Origin of the sequence: Hymenobacter sp. HDW8 (assembly GCF_011305775.1) — a bacterium.
Taxonomy (GTDB): domain Bacteria; phylum Bacteroidota; class Bacteroidia; order Cytophagales; family Hymenobacteraceae; genus Hymenobacter; species Hymenobacter radiodurans.
On sequence record NZ_CP049907.1, the window covers coordinates 1,947,304 to 1,963,751 of the forward strand.

Sequence of the window (16,448 nt, forward strand, 5' to 3'; positions counted from 1 at the left end):
CCCAACTCTTTGTTAAGCACCGTTCTATTGTGAAAAAAACTTCTACGCTCTTTCTCGGGACGCTGTGCCTGACGGCCGCCACGTTGCTGCCCGGCTGCGTTGCCTCCAAAAAATACGATGACCTGCGCGCCCGCCAAACGGCCACCGAGCAAGCCAAAGCCGACCTGGAGCGCCAGCAGCGCCAAGCCGTAGCCGAATTAAAGAAAGCCAGCGACGAACTTGCCCAGCTTCGCCTCGATAATAAGCGCCTGGTAGCTGACTCGACCCAGACGGGCAACGTGCTGCGCAAAACCCAAAACTTGTACGGCGAGCTAAACAGCAGCTTTGAAAAGCTGCTCAAAAACACCGACCGCGCCCTAGCCGACAAATCAGCGGACTACAGCAAAGTAGCTCAGGACTTGGCTCGCCGCGAGGCGGAACTAGGCAAAAGCCAGACGGAAATCGATAAGCTGACCGCCGACCTGAAAACCCGCGAAGCTCGGCTAGCTGAGCTCCAGCAAGCCTTGGCCGAGAAGGATAAAGCTGTAAACGACCTGCGCGCCAAAGTGAGCAAAGCCTTGCTTAGCTTCAACGACAGCGACCTACAAGTGCAGCTCAAGGATGGCAAAGTGTACGTGTCGCTATCCGAGCAGCTACTGTTCAAATCAGGCTCTACCAAAGTGGATCCTAAAGGCCAGGATGCGCTCAAGAAACTAGCAGCCGTGCTCCAAGAGCAGCGCGACGTGAACGTAGTAGTGGAAGGCCACACCGACGATGTACCGATCAGCAAAGGTACCGCCGGTATGCAGGACAACTGGGACCTGAGCGTGCTGCGAGCTACTGAAATTGCGCGTTTACTGACTACCAACGGTGTTACGCCGGAGCGCGTAACGGCCTCGGGTCGCTCGAAGTACGTGCCGGTAGATGTGGCTAAAACGCCCGTAGCTCGCCAAAAGAATCGCCGCACTGAGATTATCCTCACGCCTAAGCTGGACGAGCTATTCCAGATACTGGACTCTAACACCAGCGCGCCACAGCTAACTAAATAGAACAGCTTAACAGTAAAAAAAGCCCCCAGATAGTATCTGGGGGCTTTTTTGTTATTAAAGCGAATGACGATAGTTATTTGGTAGGTAGCGTCACGTTGAGGCGCACAAAGTAGTAACCGCCATTGAAGCCAAACTGACCAGCATTATACACGAAGCGGTTGCGGTTCGTGTTGTCGAGGCCCGAGTTGAAGCTAGTGGCTGGGTCAACTGAGAAGTTGTTGGGGTTGTTGCGCGGGTGGAGGCGAAACTTGTCGGGGTACACGTCGAACAAGTTATTAGCGCCCAGTGAGACACCAACTTGCGGGAGAATCTGGGCCGTTAACGTCAGGTCCGTAATCCACTTGGCCGAGAAGGTCTGATCAACGAGTTCAGCGCGAGCGGGGTCAGCGTCGGCAAATTTTATCTCACCAAAGCGCACCACCCGAGCCTCGATTCCGAAGATGCCATAACCATAGTTCGCGGATAGGTTAATCTTGCTTTGAGGTTGGCCCGACTCGAGACGAGTCCGCTGCTGCCGATCGAAGAGCGTGTTTTGCAGGTTGGTCGTGCCAGTCGTTTGGTCGTTATTGATGGTAGAAGACGAGCTGTTGAAGCTGCGCACTTTTGTCTCCGTGAAGTTGGCTGCTATTGTAATGCCCAAGCGGCTTTTCTCGCCCAAGGTCAGGCGCTCGTTGGCCACGATGTCGATGCCCCGTGTACGCGTATCAATGGCATTTGCAAAAAACTGCACTCTGCTCACGGGCAGCGTTCCCAAAATCGTGTTTACCGTAGGGTTGGCGCGTACAAACTGCGACGACAATACGATCCGGTCATCAATGTCAATCTGGTAAGCGTCCACGGTCAGGGTAATGGTTCGGGCCACGCGCGCCGTCACGCCCAAGCTATAATTCACCGATTTCTCCTGCTTTAGGCCCTCCACTCCAAATCCTTTTTGGTTAGGATCGTCGAAGCTGTTGCGCACAATGGGATTGTCGTTGTTTACAGTTAGAACTTGGTTTGGCAGACCGCTCACAAACTGCGTACTGGTATTCGTGAAGTAGCGCTGCTGGAGCGAAGGCGCCCGGAAGCCATTGCCAAAGGAGCCCCGCAGAGCTAATCCTTCGAGAAAGCTGTAGCGCGCGGCTACTTGACCACTTACGTTGGAGCCGAAGTCGCTGTAGTTTTCGGCCCGGCCAGCGAGGCGCACCAATAGATCCTCGGTAATATCACTTTCCAAATCAATATATCCTGCCACGTTATTACGCGACTTATCTACTTCATCCGACGGCTGATAGCCTGGGAATACCTGCGACCCTGAGGCTGTAGGCGTGGTGCCGATCAGGCGGCCACCGTTAATATAGGAGTTTGGCTCACCCGCACTGATCTCGAACTGATCAACCCGAAACTCGCCACCAAAAGCCACGTTCAGTGTCGCCAACGGGCCTATTCCATTGAATTTGCGCGAGAAACCTAAGTTGGTAGTGTTCTGGCTGAAGTTAAGCTTACCGGCATAAAACTCCGTTGGATTACGGATGCCCGGGCCTTGGGGCAGCGAAGCGTTTACGGTGTTCGAGATATCGAATTGGAGCTCATTGCGGCCGTACGTATTGCTTAAGTCAGCAGAAAAGCCCCCCACGGTAGCCCGCAGCCCCACAATAGCCGATTGGTCGTTGATAGTAGTGTTAATGAAGGGCAGGAAGCCATCGGGGAAGATGGTCAAGTCGCTCTGGGTAAGCTGATTGGGCAAACGATAGAAACCGGCTGCCTTACCCGTGCGATGCGTAACACCGCCAGCCACGTAGGCTTCTACGGTTCCACCAAGACGATAGGCCGCGTTTACGAAGCCGCCATAGTTGCGCGACTCGGAGTTGCCCACGCGCATGTTTTTGCGATTGAAATCCCGCTCCGCAACAATGGCATCGTCCTGCGCTTTCAGGTCACGCCGCTCCTGCTCTGTATCGGCCGCCGTTCCACCGGGGTAATTGCCTCCATTGCCACCCAAGTACATAAGTGGAGCAGTATCTTCAAAGGTGCGGTTGGTGTAGCCTCGGTTTAAAAACTGTCCGCTGACATCCAAAAAGCCGCGGCCGCCCAAGCCAATACCTACGTTGGCGTCGGCCTGAAATACTTCGCCGTCCCCTTCGTAGTGCTGACCGCCGGTTGCACTGGCCGACACACCAGTCGTATCATCTTTCAGCTGAATGTTGATAACACCAGCAATTGCGTCGGATCCGTACTGGGCTGCTGCGCCCTCACGTAGCACCTCCACGCGCTTGATAGAAGCCAAAGGAATCACATTCAAATCGGTACCAACCGAGCCGCGACCCACGGTACCGTTGATATTCACCAGGGCTGAGTTATGACGACGCTTACCATTTACCAACACCAGAACCTGATCGGGGCCGAGGCCGCGCAAGCTGGCCGGATCCACGTGGTCGGTGCCGTCGGAAATGGCTTGGCGTGACGACTGAAACGAAGGTGCCGCGTAAGTGAGAACCTGAGAAATATCTGTTTGGGCAAAAGCCTTGATCTCGCGGGCCGAAATAACATCAACGGGGGCCGTAGTCAGGATATTAGATCGGCCTTCCGTTGCCCGCGAACCAGTTACTACCACTTCATTGAGGTCGGTGGTAGCGTCTTGCAAGCGCACATCAATACTAGTGCGGCCGCTCACATTGATTTGCTGTGTAGCCGAGCCAATAGCCGAAAAAGTTAACACGGCATCTGAAGGCACTTGAATGCTATAGCGGCCATCATTGTCAGTACTAGTGCCATTATTAGTGCCTTTTTGCAGCACCGTGACGCCCGGCTGAGCTGAGCCGTTTCCACCGAGCACGCGACCCGTCACTGTGGTATTTTGAGCCCATGCTGGCGCCCATGCTAGCACGAACACCAGAAAGAGTAGTAATTTTTTCATACAAGAAAGAGGAGGTTTGAAAGAATGGGGCAGAGTAAGCTAACAGCCACAACGGTGGCGTATCCCGCAGTCGGACAAGCGGCTAAAACCCGCTTACACTGCGTACCTGGTATCCGAAAAGAAATGAGAAAGCGTCAGCTTAATAGTGAAATCAGCAACAACAATCCTGACTGATTGCCACAGTCGGTAAGGTGTAAGTTGATGGTGATAAAAGAGGCATTGCTTCGAATACGAAAATGCTTAAGTAGCTGAATTTTATCTCTAGTATAAATGATTTATTTCTAATATATAACCCCTCGATTTTTTTAACAAAAAAAGCCCGGCTCTGCAGCCGGGCTTTTACTTTGGTTTCGCTACCGTTAGCCTATGGCCTGGCGCAAGTCTTCGATCAGGTCCTCAATATCCTCAATACCTACGCTGAGGCGGATAAGTGAGTCAGAGAGCCCAGCTTTGCGACGCTCCTCGGCTGGAATGCTGGCGTGAGTCATGGTGGCTGGGTGGCCGCAGAGGCTTTCTACACCACCAAGGCTCTCGGCAAGGGCAAACAGTTCCAGCTTTTCGAGCACGGCAATGGCGTCTTCCTTGCGGTCGCCCTGGAGCACGAAGCTGATCATACCACCGAAATCATTCATCTGCTTGACCGCGATATCGTGGTTAGGATGATCAGCGAAACCGGGCCAGTACACTTTCTCCACTTTGGGGTGCGCTTTCAAAAACTCTGCGACGGCGCGACCATTTTCGCAGTGGCGCTGCATGCGGATATGCAATGTTTTAATGCCGCGCAGCAACAGGAAGCAATCTTGAGGACCGGGCGTGCCACCGCAGGCATTTTGCAGGAAGCGCAGGCGCTCATGCAATTCGTCGTCCTTCACGATGATTGCCCCATTACCACGTCGGAGTGGCCGCCCATATACTTGGTTAGCGAGTGCATTACCATGTCGGCCCCCAGGTCGAGAGGAGTTTGCAGATAGGGCGTGGCGAAGGTATTATCCACTACCAGCAGGGCACCAGCTTCTTTGGCTACGGCAGCGGCGGCGGCAATATCAATCACGTTGAGCAGCGGGTTGGTGGGCGTTTCTACCCAAATCAGCTTGGTGCGCTCAGTTACCTTCTCGCGCACGGCGCTCATGTCGTGCATGGGCACGAAGTGAAATTTAATACCCAGGGGGGCAAATACCTTGGTAAAAATGCGGTAGCTGCCACCATACAAGTCGTTGGTTGAAATCACCTCGTCGCCGGGCTGAAGCAGCTTCACAATAGCGTCGGTGGCAGCCATACCGGAGGCGAATGCTAAGCCGTGCTTACCATTTTCGAGAGCGGCCAGCGAGTCCTGAAGCTGGGTCCGGGTGGGGTTGTGCGTGCGGGAGTACTCATAGCCGCGGTGGTCGCCGGGCGAGCGCTGCACATAAGTAGAAGTCTGGTAGATAGGCGTCATGATGGCCCCTGTCTCAGGATCAGGATGCACGCCGGCATGGATGGTCTTGGTTCCGAATTTCATAGAAAAAGCGAAGCGAAAAGTAGAGTATACGGGGTGGGACAAGCGGGCTCAAAGGTAAAACGGCCTGCGCGATTATTTTTTGGCAAGCTGCCGTTCCCCAGAATAGCTTCTGCTACTATGTACTTCTTTCGTCTTGGGTCAGCGCGTAGCCTTTACCGTAGAGTTTACGTTCTACCTTCGGGCCGGCTGCGCACAGTCGGCCCGATTTGTTTATTGCCTATGTCTGTACTCAAAGAGCTTTTCCAAAAAAACGCGTCTACGCTGGTTTCCATGTTTTTGCTGGTGGCCTTGCCGGTGTTGGGTAGCTCTTCGCTCACTTTCCTGCTCTACCGCAATCAGGCGCTATTGCAGCAGCTCACGCCCGCCCAGACTGCGCTTTACTTCGTGGTCATCGCCTTTATGATGGCCTTTGCCTTCACGCCCACCACGTTTGTGGCGCTGGTCACGGGGTTCTATTTTGGCTGGGCTGGGTTGCCGGGTATGGTGGTGGCGTACGCGCTGGCCGCGCTGGTCGGCTATCAGATAGCCAGTTCATTGGACCACGGCCGTATGCTCAGCTTTCTGCGTCACTTTCCAAAAGCCGATGCGGTAATGCGGGAGTTGAAAACTGAAAGCTGGCAACTCATTGTGCTTACCCGCATCTCGCCGGTGCTGCCTTTTGCCCTTATGACGTTCGTGCTGGCCGTGATGCGCATCGACCGGCGCAAATTTCTGCTGGCCTCGGTGGTGGGCATGCTGCCGCGCAGCCTGTTTTTCTATTGGCTGGGTACAAAGGCGCAGGATGTGATCAGCCTCGTCAGCGACCCCGACACGGGTACGGCAGGTAAGCTGCTAGTGATTGGGCTGATTATCGTATCGGTTTTTGGGCTTTATTACCTCTTCAACCGCGCCCTAAAACGGGCTTTGAACCGCAACCCCGAAAAAACCGTTGAAAAATAAAATCTGAGGCTCAGCCGTTTGCGCGTTTTCTAGCAAAATTTTACGCTAAAAACGCCCCCCGGCTTGGACGTCTGAAATTTTAGCGATTATCTTTGCGCTCCCCAAGCGGGATAATGGTTGTGTAGCTCAACTGGATAGAGCACCTGACTACGAATCAGGAGGTTTAAGGTTCGACTCCTTACACGACCACGAAAAAGCCCCCAGCATGATGCTGGGGGGCTTTTTTATTTAGTTCGTTTCTGGTCCGCAAGGTTATCAATGCCTTATGATTGGACAAGCGAATAACATGGCCTAGCACATTTTGCCCCCCAATACCAAAAACGCGGCTGCCTGAACTTATCTTTGCACCCGCAAAGCTTAAACTTAGTAGCCGCGTATCATTCGTGAAGGCGGACCCAACGATTCCGGGGCTTTGTTTGTTATTCAGGCGGCTCAAGGCCGTTTGTTTGTTTTTCGCTGATTCTTGATTGCATGCTGAATACTATTTCGACCGATATCTGTATTATCGGAGCTGGCCCGGTGGGGCTGTTTGCGGTGTTTGAGGCTGGGTTGTTGAAGCTGCGCTGCCATGTGGTAGACGCGCTGCCCGCCGTGGGAGGTCAACTGACCGAGATTTATCCGAAGAAGCCCATTTACGACATTCCCGGTTTTCCCGAGGTATTGGCTGGTGACTTGGTGCGCAACCTGATGCGTCAGATTGAGCCCTTTCACCCCACTTTCACCCTCGGTGAGCGGGTCGAGCGTTTCGCGAAGCTCGAAGACGGCTCGTTTCAGCTTTTCACTACCGATGGCACGGAGATTCTGTGCAAAGCCGTAGCTATCGCTGGTGGGCTGGGTTCGTTTGAGCCTCGCAAGCCTGCTATCGATGAGTTGGAGCGCTTTGAGCAGGGCCGCGGTGTATATTATATGGTGCGCGACCCCGAAACTTTCCGCGATAAGCGCATTGTGATTGCCGGCGGTGGCGACTCGGCGCTCGACTGGACTATTTTCTTGGCTGATATTGCCAAAGAAGTAACGCTGGTGCATCGCGGCACTACCTTCCGCGGCGCGGCCGATTCGGCGGAGAAGGTGAAAAACTTGCACGAAGCTGGTCGTGCCCGCTTGGTGCTGTCGTCTAACGTGACCCACGTCCACGGCATCGACAACCTGGAAGCCGTGACTATCACCGCTAACGACGGCACGACCGAGAGCCTGCCTGTTGATGCCTTTATTCCGCTGTTTGGTCTCACGCCGAAGCTTGGCCCCATCGGCGAGTGGAACTTAGGCTTGGATAACGACGCGGTGCAGGTAGATACGCTGGACTACTCGACCTCCGTGCCGGGCGTGTACGCCATTGGTGACATCAACACATATCCGGGCAAGTTGAAGCTGATTCTGTGCGGTTTTCACGAGGCTGCCCTCATGGCCCAGGGTGCTTACAAATACATGTTCCCGGATAAGAAGTATGTATTGAAGTACACGACTGTGAACGGCGTACCGACGATGTAAGTAGCAATCATTGTCATCCTGAGGCACGAAGGACCTTCTCACCGAAGAACGATTTGTTCATATGCGAGAAGGTCCTTCGTGCCTCAGGATGACAATGATTTTTGCGTAGCACCAATTTTAATTGATAATATTGATACGACTACTGACGACCAACTAATAACTCAATGACTGACGCTACCGAAGTTCGAGTATACGTGGAGGAGGCCCCCGGCCAGCGGCGCGAAATAGAGGCCCCTACCGATATGAGCCTCAGCTTGATGGAGGTACTCAAGGCCAGCGGCTACGATATTCAGGCTACCTGCGGCGGCATGGCTCTATGCGCCACCTGTCATGTGGAAGTACTAGCCGGTCCGGCCCTCGACGAGCCCGGCGACGAAGAAATGTATATGCTCGAAACGCTGCCCGTACTCAGCCCCGGCAGCCGCCTTTCCTGCCAAATCCGCATTACGCCCCGCCTCGATGGGCTGGTAGTGCGGCTGATGCCTATTATCTAAATAAAGTGCTCTAGACTGCAGGTCTTTGCACAATTCACAATCACAAAAAAGCCCCCAGATCTATTCTGGGGGCTTTTTTGTGATTGTGAATTGTGCAAACCTATCGGGTTGCTTAGTCGGGATGAGGCAGTTGCCTCCCTACCGACGACGCCGAAACTTTTTATGACTAATAGGTGATTTCTGCTTGACGGCGGGAGCCTCTTTAGGCTGAGCAACAGGCAAGGCAGCTTGAGACTCCGCGACGGTTGGCTGGGGGGCTTTTTTGGCTTCTTCAGCGGCGTTGGCTTCGGCAGCCTCTAGGCCACGGGCGGTGATTTCAGCGGAAGCTTGCTTGGCTTCTTGCAGGGTCAGGGCTGCTTGTTTGCGGCGCACCGGCATCAGCAAATCGCGCTCGACGCGCTCCCTGGCGGAGAGCTTTTCCTCACCGGGCAAAGCTGGTGTAACGGGTACTGTAAAATGACCGGAAGAGCTTGAAATTTGGGTTGTTTTCTTGCCTTGGGCAAGCACCGGTGCGCTGCATAAAAGCAGCCCGGCAAGCACATATAGTTGACGCATCAGCATAGCTTAAAAAGGGCTAAGAGGACGCAAAAGTAAGACCTGAATGGTGCCCAGACAAGACTGCATAGGCTTTAACTCACTGGAAACGGCCTTTCAGTGCTGTTGAGCCCGATTTTAGGGAATAAAAAATTCGGGCTACTAAGGAGCTTAGTTAGACCCAATATGTAGTCGTTGGCCGGCCGAATGGCTCGTAAACTCAGGGGCGTAAAGGCACTGAATCTGGCTCAGACCACCCGAGAAATTACCGCTTTGAGCTGCCCGCAGTCGGTACTCAAATGTGTGCGTTCCCTTCGGTAACTGGCCCATAAAAAAGTTGGTAGCGGCATCACGCGGACTCTCATAATAGCCCAGCCCGCCCTGATACCGGTAGCCCGATACCTGGCTGATCAGCTCCAGTCCGGCGGCGCGCTGGTCTTTCAGATGCACGTACTCTAGGGTGCGGTCGGTGCGGAGGGTCAGGCGCACTACCAGCACCTCCCCTACTCGTAATGGCGTACCGACCGTGAGCGGTTCGAGCACTGGGCCAGCGGCCGTGCGCCGCTCCCGAAACAACTGACGCTCCAGCTGCAATGGAGTGGCGGCGGGCGTTATTTTATCCAGCTGCTCGAAGTATTGCCAGTAAAGCGCCCCCCAGGCTACGCCAGCATCAGTCTTTTTCACAGTTACTTTTCCTTGGGTCGGCTTGATGCTGGCGCTGGGGAAAGTGGTTTTGAAATAGCCGGTGCCGGCCTGTTGGGTGGTAGGCTGCACCAAGGCGCCGCCTACCGTTACCTGTATGGGCTGAGCGGGCTGCAACCAGTCGGAGCCGCGCAGAAGCAGGGCGTAGCAGGCATCGGCGGTGGCGCGGGTACTCTCCCAGTTCTGGGTTTGCTTTTGCTTAAGCAGCCAAAGCTTCATTTCATCTACTGCCTTCTGGTCATTCTGTACTTCATCGTAGGCTTCAATTAATGTTGCCTGGGTTTCGGTGGGCGCCTCACGCCAGTAATAGCCGCCGCGCACTTCTTTCCAATACATTCCCAGTTCCGGCGAGTGCAGTGCGTTTTCGGTGAGAGCCTGCAAGATGTTGCGCACGGCGGTGGGGGCCATTTTGCCACGGTGCAAAGCCAGCGCCGTCTGGGCTTGCAGGTAGCGGGTTTGGGCGGGCCAGTAGGTGGCGGCTTGCTGCTGATAGTAAGCGTAAGCTGGCTGCGCCGACTTCGCTACAGCCTCGTTTGGCCAAAAGCTACGGCCGTATAAGGCCTGAATGTGCAGGTCGGCGAGGTGGTTTTGCTTAAGGTCAATTTTTGGCTGCTTGCGCAGGACATCGTAGTCGCGCTGTAGCTGCTCGTCGAGGTAAGCAAGCGCTTTGCGCAAAATTTGCCCCCCAGTCTCGTTTTTGCTGGCATCGAAAGCTCCGAGCTTATTCAGCTTGCCGAACCCGGTCACGATGAGCTGGGTGATGTAGCGGTCGTCGGGCATCTTCTCAAACCAAGGAAACGCGCCGTTGGGTTGCTGCATTTGGACCAGCTTGGTGAGAGCGCGGGTAGTTTCGGCTTGCAGGCGCTGCTCGTCGAACAGCTCCGTGAGGCGGCGCATGCGCTCCGTATCCGACTGGGCGTCGCGCACCCAAGGCGTTTCCTGCAGCAGCAGACTCTTCAGCTCTTGGTTTTGCTCCAGCTTGCTGGCCAGCGCTGCTTTGTCGCCGGCCTGGGCGGCACGCTTCCACTCGGCTAAGGTTGTTTTGAGGCGCGGGTTGCTTTGCAGAATTTTCGCTGCCAAAAGATTGGCGTACAGCCGACTGAAGATTTGCTCCGAGCACTCGTATGGGTACTCCATCAAATACGGCAGCGCCTGCACCGCGTACCACGCGGGGTTCTGGGTCATTTCCAGCGTGAGCGAATAATTGCGGCGCGTGGGCGAGGTAGTGCTGGTTAGCTTTTTCAACTCAAACTCCCGCGTAGTTGGCCCCACAATCGGCAGCGGCAGGCTTTCCGTCACGAGCAGGCGGTTGGATAGCACAGGCAGCGTGTTTTCCTCCCCATCGGAGTAAACGGCGGCCTGGGGGGCTTTTTTGGCTTTGCGTTTGGATTGCTTCGAAGCTGTTGTCTGGGCCACTACACGGTAGGTAATGGCCTCCAGCGGCACCCGCCCTTCGGCGGTTTCCGGAATGGCGAGGTTCCAGGCCAGGGCGTTGCTTTGGTTGGCCTTCAGGTCAAAGTTGAGGGTAGCCGCGCTTTTGAGAACGGTGCCTTCCAATGGCTGCTGGGTGCGAGTATCGAGTAGAAACAGCTGGGCCGTGCCTTGCATGGGCTGGTCGGTGAGGTTGCTGAGCTTGGCGGTGAGCCGTAGTTGATCACCTTCGCGGAAGAAGCGCGGGGCGTTGGGCGTTACTTGTAGCTGCTTTTGCGTCACTAGCTCCCGGCGCAGCAGGCCGCTGTGCAGTTGCTGGTCGTGGGCCAGAGCCAGCAGCTGCCAGCGCGTCACGGCTTCGGGCATCTGGAATTCCAGCACAGTTTCGCCCTGGGCATTGGTGCGTAGTTCGGGCAGCCAGAAGGCCGTTTCGCGGAAGTCTTTACGGGCTTGGATGGCCGAAAAGTCTACCTCGCGAGGCTTATCTCTAAGCACTTCTTCATCTGGAATTTCATCCATCATTTCTGCACTTCCATCCCTAGGCGGAGGCGGTGGAGCCATACGCATCTTTGCCATCTGTGGTGCTGCATTACCACTAGTCACCATCATTTCCTCGTCGCGCTTTATCACTGGCGGAGTAAATTTAGTAGTACTCGCCTTTCGCTCTACGTCATACTGCTCCACATCTTCTCCATCGAAACCCCACATATTGATATGCGGATAAGCAATGTCCCGCACATTAGGCCCTGCCACATTCTGATTCATCAGCTCAGTTGACTCTTTCGTTTCAAACTGGCCCTGCCACGCCAGCATAGCCGGCTGATAGGGCTTTGGAAACTCCAGCGCCCTAAATGAATGCGGACGGAAGGCATCCAGCGACTGGTCGTAGAGCGTGGCGAGCAGCTCCGCATCGGCGGGCTTCCCATTGGTTTGATGGATGGTAACGCGCCAGGTTTCGCGCTGGCCGGGTTGTAGCTTGTCACGGAAGGTGGCGATGCTGAGCACGAGCGGCATGGGCGGCGTGGCTATCTGCACCGGCGCCGTGTGCGTGTACAGGCGATTGTCGCGCACCTGCGTGGTATGCACGTAGAGCTGGGTTTCGCCGAGGCTAGCCGGCACCGGAATTTCTATGAGCCGCTGTTCGCCCGCCGTTAGCGTGAGCCATTCGCGGCGCAGGCTTTCGCCCTTAGCCTCCGCTTCCAGCAACACGCGTGCTCCCGCTTCCGAGCTGCCTATCAGGAAACGGGCCGGCTGGCCGGGCACTACGCTGTCCTGCAGCGAGATAAACCAATCAGGCGTAGGAATAGGCAGTGTTTTGGCCGAAGACGCATACAGGGTGAATCGTTGCTCCGTCTTGGCTGGCTGCCCCGTTGCGTTGGTTGCGGCTGTGGCTTCCAGCAGGTAGCGACCGGGCTGCTGCTGAGCTATTGGGGCGTTCAGCGCAGGCAGGAGCACCGATTTTTCGGTATCAAATGCCTGGGTTAGCACCAGCGTACGGGTCCAGGTGCTGTCGTTGTCCTCCTTGGCGTAAGCATCCAGCGGAAACAGGCGTTTAAACTCCTCCGGACTCAGACCTTCACGCTCGGGCCGCTCCCAGACCCGGGGGCGCAGGGCGCGGGCGGGTGGCGTGAGGCGGTAGAGGCTCAGCGTGCCGCGGGCAGACTGTGCTTCGCCTGCGGCGTTGGTGCTGAACAGCCGTATGGGGGGCATTTTTTCGCGGTTCAGCAGCTCGGGCAGTTCCAGGCGCAATGTCAGGGCTTCCTTCCCGATGCTCACCTGCTCCTGGCCGGTACGGGTTTCGCCGGCTGCGTCGGTTACGTCGGCGGTTATTTCAAACACGTGGCCGGGCTCCCACGGGCCGCTCTTATTTTTGCCAAGTTCCTCGCCTTTGGCCACAAACTTTACCAAAAAGCCCCCCACCGAATCGGTTTGAGTTATGCCGCTCAAAATCTCCATCTCGGGCCGGCCGCCACCAATGCCCCGGCCAAACATAGGCCACAGCGTACGGCGCGTGACGCGGTAGCTTACCGCAGCCCCATCGATGGGTTGGCCAGCGTAGGCCGTGGCTTTGCCGCGCATGGTTACCTCCTGCCCCAGCACGGGCGTGCCCTGCACTGGCTCAAATGTAACCTGAAACGTAGGCCGCTTGTAGTCTTCTACCGCAAAGCTGACGCTGCCAAATTCGGTTTGCAGGCTCATTTCGCCATTCAACAGGCCCGTGGGCAGCACGATGGAGCCGTGAAATGAACCGAACGTAGACGTGGTGAAGGGCAGCGTTTGTACGGTTTGCCCATTCACGTCCTGTAGCCGCACCGATACAGCCTGCTTGGTTAGCAAATGGGATTTACCGGCCAGACTTTCGGTTAGAATGCCTTTGAAGTACAGCGTTTGGCCCGGACGATAGATAGCGCGGTCGGTATACAAAAACGCCTGCCGCTCGGCCTGCTCTGGCTCGGGGTTGCGGCTGCGACGCGGGAAGTAGTAGCCACCTTCCGTTACCAGCAATGAGTCGCGGCCTTTAGTAAGCAAAATGCCGCCCAGCTGGGTATTGTCCCCCGTTTTGAGTCCTAGCGCTATGCGAGTCAGCCCTTCGGCGGAGGTAGTAAGCGCGTCCCCGCGACGGCGCTTGTAGTCGCGGCTCGCTTGGTCGTAGTATTGAAAAAAAGGCACTACCTGCACCCCAGCCAGTGCTTGTCCGCTTTGACGGTGCAACACCAGCAGTTCCGCTCCTTCCTGGTCAGAGTCGCGACGACGCAGCTGGCTTAACTCGCTCACGCTCAGCTCTGCGAACACGGTGGTAACGCCGGCGCGCTTTTGGGTAGGATTGTCGGCCGCCGTGCTTAGCACCAGCAGATAGCGCCCCAGCGGCAGCGCCGGCCCGGCATTTTGTATCGAGTGACTCTCGTAATCAGTGGGGCCAGGCAAAGCTAGCGTCCAGGCCGCTACCGGTGCAGCGTTTAAGGCGCGAGCATGTATTTTCTGCCAGTCTTGGTTTTGGTATGCTTCAGGCCGCTCCCGCAGGCGGCTGGCTAAAGCAGTACTCATTCGGTACGCCTTCGCGTAGAGCTTGGGGGCGTTGCGCACGTCCAGCTTCAGCAGCCACGCCTGATTTGGCAGTATCACCTCTTCCGTAGTGAAGGCCACTTCCACCGCCTCAATTTTCCGCCGGAGCGCCAAGGCTTTTTGCCCCCCAAGAGACTTTGAAAAGCGTTTTTCGGCTTCTAGGGCTATTTTTCGGGCTTGAGCTGGCTCACTTTCTTCGAGGCTTTCAGCCTGCTCGGCCAGAAACCGGGTAGATATGGGCAGGGCTTTAAACGATTCTGCGCTACGGGCCAGGGCGGCCTGGTATAGCTCGTCGTTGGTAGCTAGCTCTGTATGCTCGTGCACGAAGCGCAGGCGTTCCAGCTCCACGTCGGCCAGGGCCGCTGGATTATTGGCTTGCAGACGAAAAGCCGTGAGCTGCTGCAGTATTTGTAGGGCATGAAACTGTCCGTTCAGTGAATCGGCGGCCGGCGCACTCAGCTTTAAATTAGCAAACTCGGTGGCGGGGCCAAACAGCGTTTTATCCTGAAGCTCGAACTGCTGGGCGGGCGTTGTAATGTAGAACTCATCGTTTTCCAGGCCCGAAACAGCTCGGTGAGCCAGCAAATCATAGAGCGTGGGGCGCAGCGCCTGGCCTTCCGCATCGCCTGGGCGGACGGCGTAGCCCAGTTCTTTTAATGTCAGTTGTTGCAGGCGCCGGGGCTCATCGGCCACGGAAGCGCGGTAGTGGCGCACTACGGCGCTGCCCAGGCGGGCGGCATCCCAGGTGCGAATATCAGCTGAGTCGGGGCTGGCCTGGGTGGTGCGGTCGTAGAGTTGGTAGCGATGCTCATCGTAGTACCGGGCGTAGAGCTGCGCCAGCAGGCTATGCAGAATGGGCCGGGCCGGAAATTTGGCCGTTTTCAGATCAGCCTCCACCAAGGCAATTGCCTTTTCCTGCGCGTCTTCCTCCTTCTCTTCCAGCAGCCGCAGTTTATACAGCACAGCCCGCAGGTACTCCGGCGTATCCTGGCGCTGCCGGGCCTGGCGGTAAATCTCATCGACGAGCTTGGCCGCCGAGGCCGTTTGATCTTTGGCTAACAACGCGTCAATCTGGCGCCATTTTTTGGGGTCGGGCGTCGAGGTAGAAGTGGGGCTAATCATGACGAGTACCAGCAAAAATAATAAGCCAAGAAGACGCATAGGGATAGAGGAATAGAAAGCGGTGGGTAAGTTGGTAAAAACCTGATGCGCAACTCGCCCTGATTCCATAAAGCAGTTGATAATTTTTACGGATCAGTTCAGCCACAGGCATTTTCAATAAAAACTGAACGCCAAAAAGCCCCCCCGCTTGCTTCGGCAACCATGCGTGCCACCTCAAAGCTGAGCGCTGATTATCTGCCTCCAACGCTCAGTACTTATCTGTTATTTCCCTTGCCTTCCTGCCGCGCTTCGCCTACCTTTCTTCAGCCGTTTGCTACCCGGCCTGCGCTTTTGAAAAACCCGCCTATCTACGTTGAAACCCTGATCCGCTGTCCTATGGACGCGCTCTGGGACCATACCCAGCAACCCGACTTACATCAGCAGTGGGATTTGCGCTTTACCGAGATTCGCTACCTGCCCCGCTCTGTAGATTCTGAGCCCCAACAGTTTCTGTACGCTACGCGCATCGGCTTTGGCTTGGGCGTGGCTGGTCGGGGGAAAGTGTTGGCACCAAAGAGAAAAATGGCGAGCGTACTTCGGTGCTTAAATTTTGGTCGGATGAGTGGCTTTCGCTGATCCAAACCGGGGCTGGCTATTGGAAATACGTCCCGACGCCGGAGGGCCTGCGCTTTCTTACGGGCTACGATTATCAGACGCGTTTTGGGGCACCCGGCCGCGTGCTTGACCGACTTGCGTTTCGGCCCCTTATGGGCTGGGCTACCGCCTGGAGCTTCGACTGTCTGCGGCTCTGGCTAGAGAAGGGCATCAAGCCAAGTGCTTCTATTCGCCTAGCAATTATTCAGTTAGTAGTTCGGTTGGTCTTAGGCTTTTGCTGGATATATCAGGGTGTAGTGCCCAAGCTGCTTTACCCGGATACCGGTGAGCTAAGTATTCTGCAAGGCGCGGGCTTCACGGCTGAAGCCGCCCGATACGTGGCAAGCGCGGTGGGCGTGGGTGAAATCGTGTTTGGCTTACTATTCTGGCTGCTGCCGCTACGGTATTTGCGGCCTGTATATTGGCTGAATATGCTCGGGCTCGTGGTATTGGGACTGGGGGCCATTTTTAGCCAGCCGGCCATTTTCGTGGCGCCTTTTAATCCCGTTACGCTCAACGCTTCTATGCTGGTGCTGGCCGCCGTAGGGCTGCTTAGCCTCAATGATTTGCCGAGTGCCCGCAATTGCCTTCGCCAGCCGCCACCCACGGCACCAGTCTGA

Annotated in this window: 9 protein-coding genes, 1 tRNA gene and 1 pseudogene; 7 read left to right on the forward strand and 4 right to left on the reverse strand. The window is 55.9% G+C overall.

All coding sequences use genetic code 11. The features are described from left to right. Positions 1-29: 29 nt before the first annotated feature. Positions 30-1,028: a flagellar motor protein MotB gene (locus tag G7064_RS08005; RefSeq protein ID WP_240935812.1), complete on the forward strand. Its 999-nt coding sequence runs from the start codon at positions 30-32 to the stop codon at positions 1,026-1,028. Between the two features lie 73 nt (positions 1,029-1,101). Here G7064_RS08005 and G7064_RS08010 read toward each other — a convergent pair whose 3' ends face one another. Continuing rightward, positions 1,102-3,924, reverse strand: coding sequence for a TonB-dependent receptor (locus G7064_RS08010; RefSeq protein ID WP_166073182.1), 2,823 nt, complete (start codon positions 3,922-3,924; stop codon positions 1,102-1,104). A gap of 359 nt (positions 3,925-4,283) precedes the next feature. Then, a pseudogene (locus G7064_RS08015) lies at positions 4,284-5,422 on the reverse strand (cystathionine gamma-synthase). 219 nt (positions 5,423-5,641) lie between these two features. Here G7064_RS08015 and G7064_RS08020 point away from each other — a divergent pair. The 4 genes from G7064_RS08020 to G7064_RS08035 all read left to right on the forward strand — a co-directional run bounded on the left by G7064_RS08020 (position 5,642) and on the right by G7064_RS08035 (position 8,343). Further along, positions 5,642-6,361, forward strand: coding sequence for a TVP38/TMEM64 family protein (locus G7064_RS08020; protein WP_240935813.1), 720 nt, complete (start codon positions 5,642-5,644; stop codon positions 6,359-6,361). A 115-nt stretch (positions 6,362-6,476) separates the two neighbouring features. After that, positions 6,477-6,550, forward strand: a tRNA-Arg gene (locus G7064_RS08025). 282 nt (positions 6,551-6,832) lie between these two features. After that, positions 6,833-7,849, forward strand: coding sequence for an NAD(P)/FAD-dependent oxidoreductase (locus tag G7064_RS08030; RefSeq protein WP_133271801.1), 1,017 nt, complete (start codon positions 6,833-6,835; stop codon positions 7,847-7,849). Positions 7,850-8,013: 164 nt separating this feature from the next. Then, entirely contained in the window at positions 8,014-8,343 is a 330-nt protein-coding gene (locus G7064_RS08035) for a 2Fe-2S iron-sulfur cluster-binding protein (RefSeq protein WP_084446342.1), read from the forward strand. A 138-nt stretch (positions 8,344-8,481) separates the two neighbouring features. On the opposite strand, the gene G7064_RS08040 is transcribed toward G7064_RS08035, so the two are convergent. Continuing rightward, positions 8,482-8,898, reverse strand: a complete 417-nt coding sequence (locus G7064_RS08040) for a hypothetical protein (RefSeq protein ID WP_133271800.1) — start codon at positions 8,896-8,898, stop codon at positions 8,482-8,484. Between the two features lie 150 nt (positions 8,899-9,048). Beyond that, complete coding sequence (locus G7064_RS08045) at positions 9,049-15,234, reverse strand: alpha-2-macroglobulin family protein (RefSeq protein ID WP_166073184.1); 6,186 nt, start codon at positions 15,232-15,234, stop codon at positions 9,049-9,051. A 162-nt stretch (positions 15,235-15,396) separates the two neighbouring features. On the opposite strand from G7064_RS08045, the gene G7064_RS21910 reads away from it, so the two are divergent. Continuing rightward, a complete protein-coding gene (locus G7064_RS21910) occupies positions 15,397-15,810 on the forward strand; it encodes a hypothetical protein (protein ID WP_205711194.1) in 414 nt (137 codons plus the stop codon). Beyond that, positions 15,774-16,448: a DoxX-like family protein gene (locus G7064_RS08050; RefSeq protein WP_205711195.1), complete on the forward strand. Its 675-nt coding sequence runs from the start codon at positions 15,774-15,776 to the stop codon at positions 16,446-16,448. Before G7064_RS21910 ends, G7064_RS08050 begins: the two co-directional genes overlap by 37 nt.

What these genes read in the sequence shown, in the direction of transcription:
- G7064_RS08010 (WP_166073182.1), bottom strand. Translation starts at nt 3,924, where the DNA reads ATGAAAAAATTACTACTCTTTCTGGTGTTCGTGCTAGCATGGGCGCCA.
- G7064_RS08020 (WP_240935813.1), top strand. Translation starts at nt 5,642, where the DNA reads ATGTCTGTACTCAAAGAGCTTTTCCAAAAAAACGCGTCTACGCTGGTT.
- G7064_RS08030 (WP_133271801.1), top strand. Translation starts at nt 6,833, where the DNA reads ATGCTGAATACTATTTCGACCGATATCTGTATTATCGGAGCTGGCCCG.
- G7064_RS08035 (WP_084446342.1), top strand. Translation starts at nt 8,014, where the DNA reads ATGACTGACGCTACCGAAGTTCGAGTATACGTGGAGGAGGCCCCCGGC.
- G7064_RS08040 (WP_133271800.1), bottom strand. Translation starts at nt 8,898, where the DNA reads ATGCGTCAACTATATGTGCTTGCCGGGCTGCTTTTATGCAGCGCACCG.
- G7064_RS08045 (WP_166073184.1), bottom strand. Translation starts at nt 15,234, where the DNA reads ATGCGTCTTCTTGGCTTATTATTTTTGCTGGTACTCGTCATGATTAGC.
- G7064_RS21910 (WP_205711194.1), top strand. Translation starts at nt 15,397, where the DNA reads ATGCGTGCCACCTCAAAGCTGAGCGCTGATTATCTGCCTCCAACGCTC.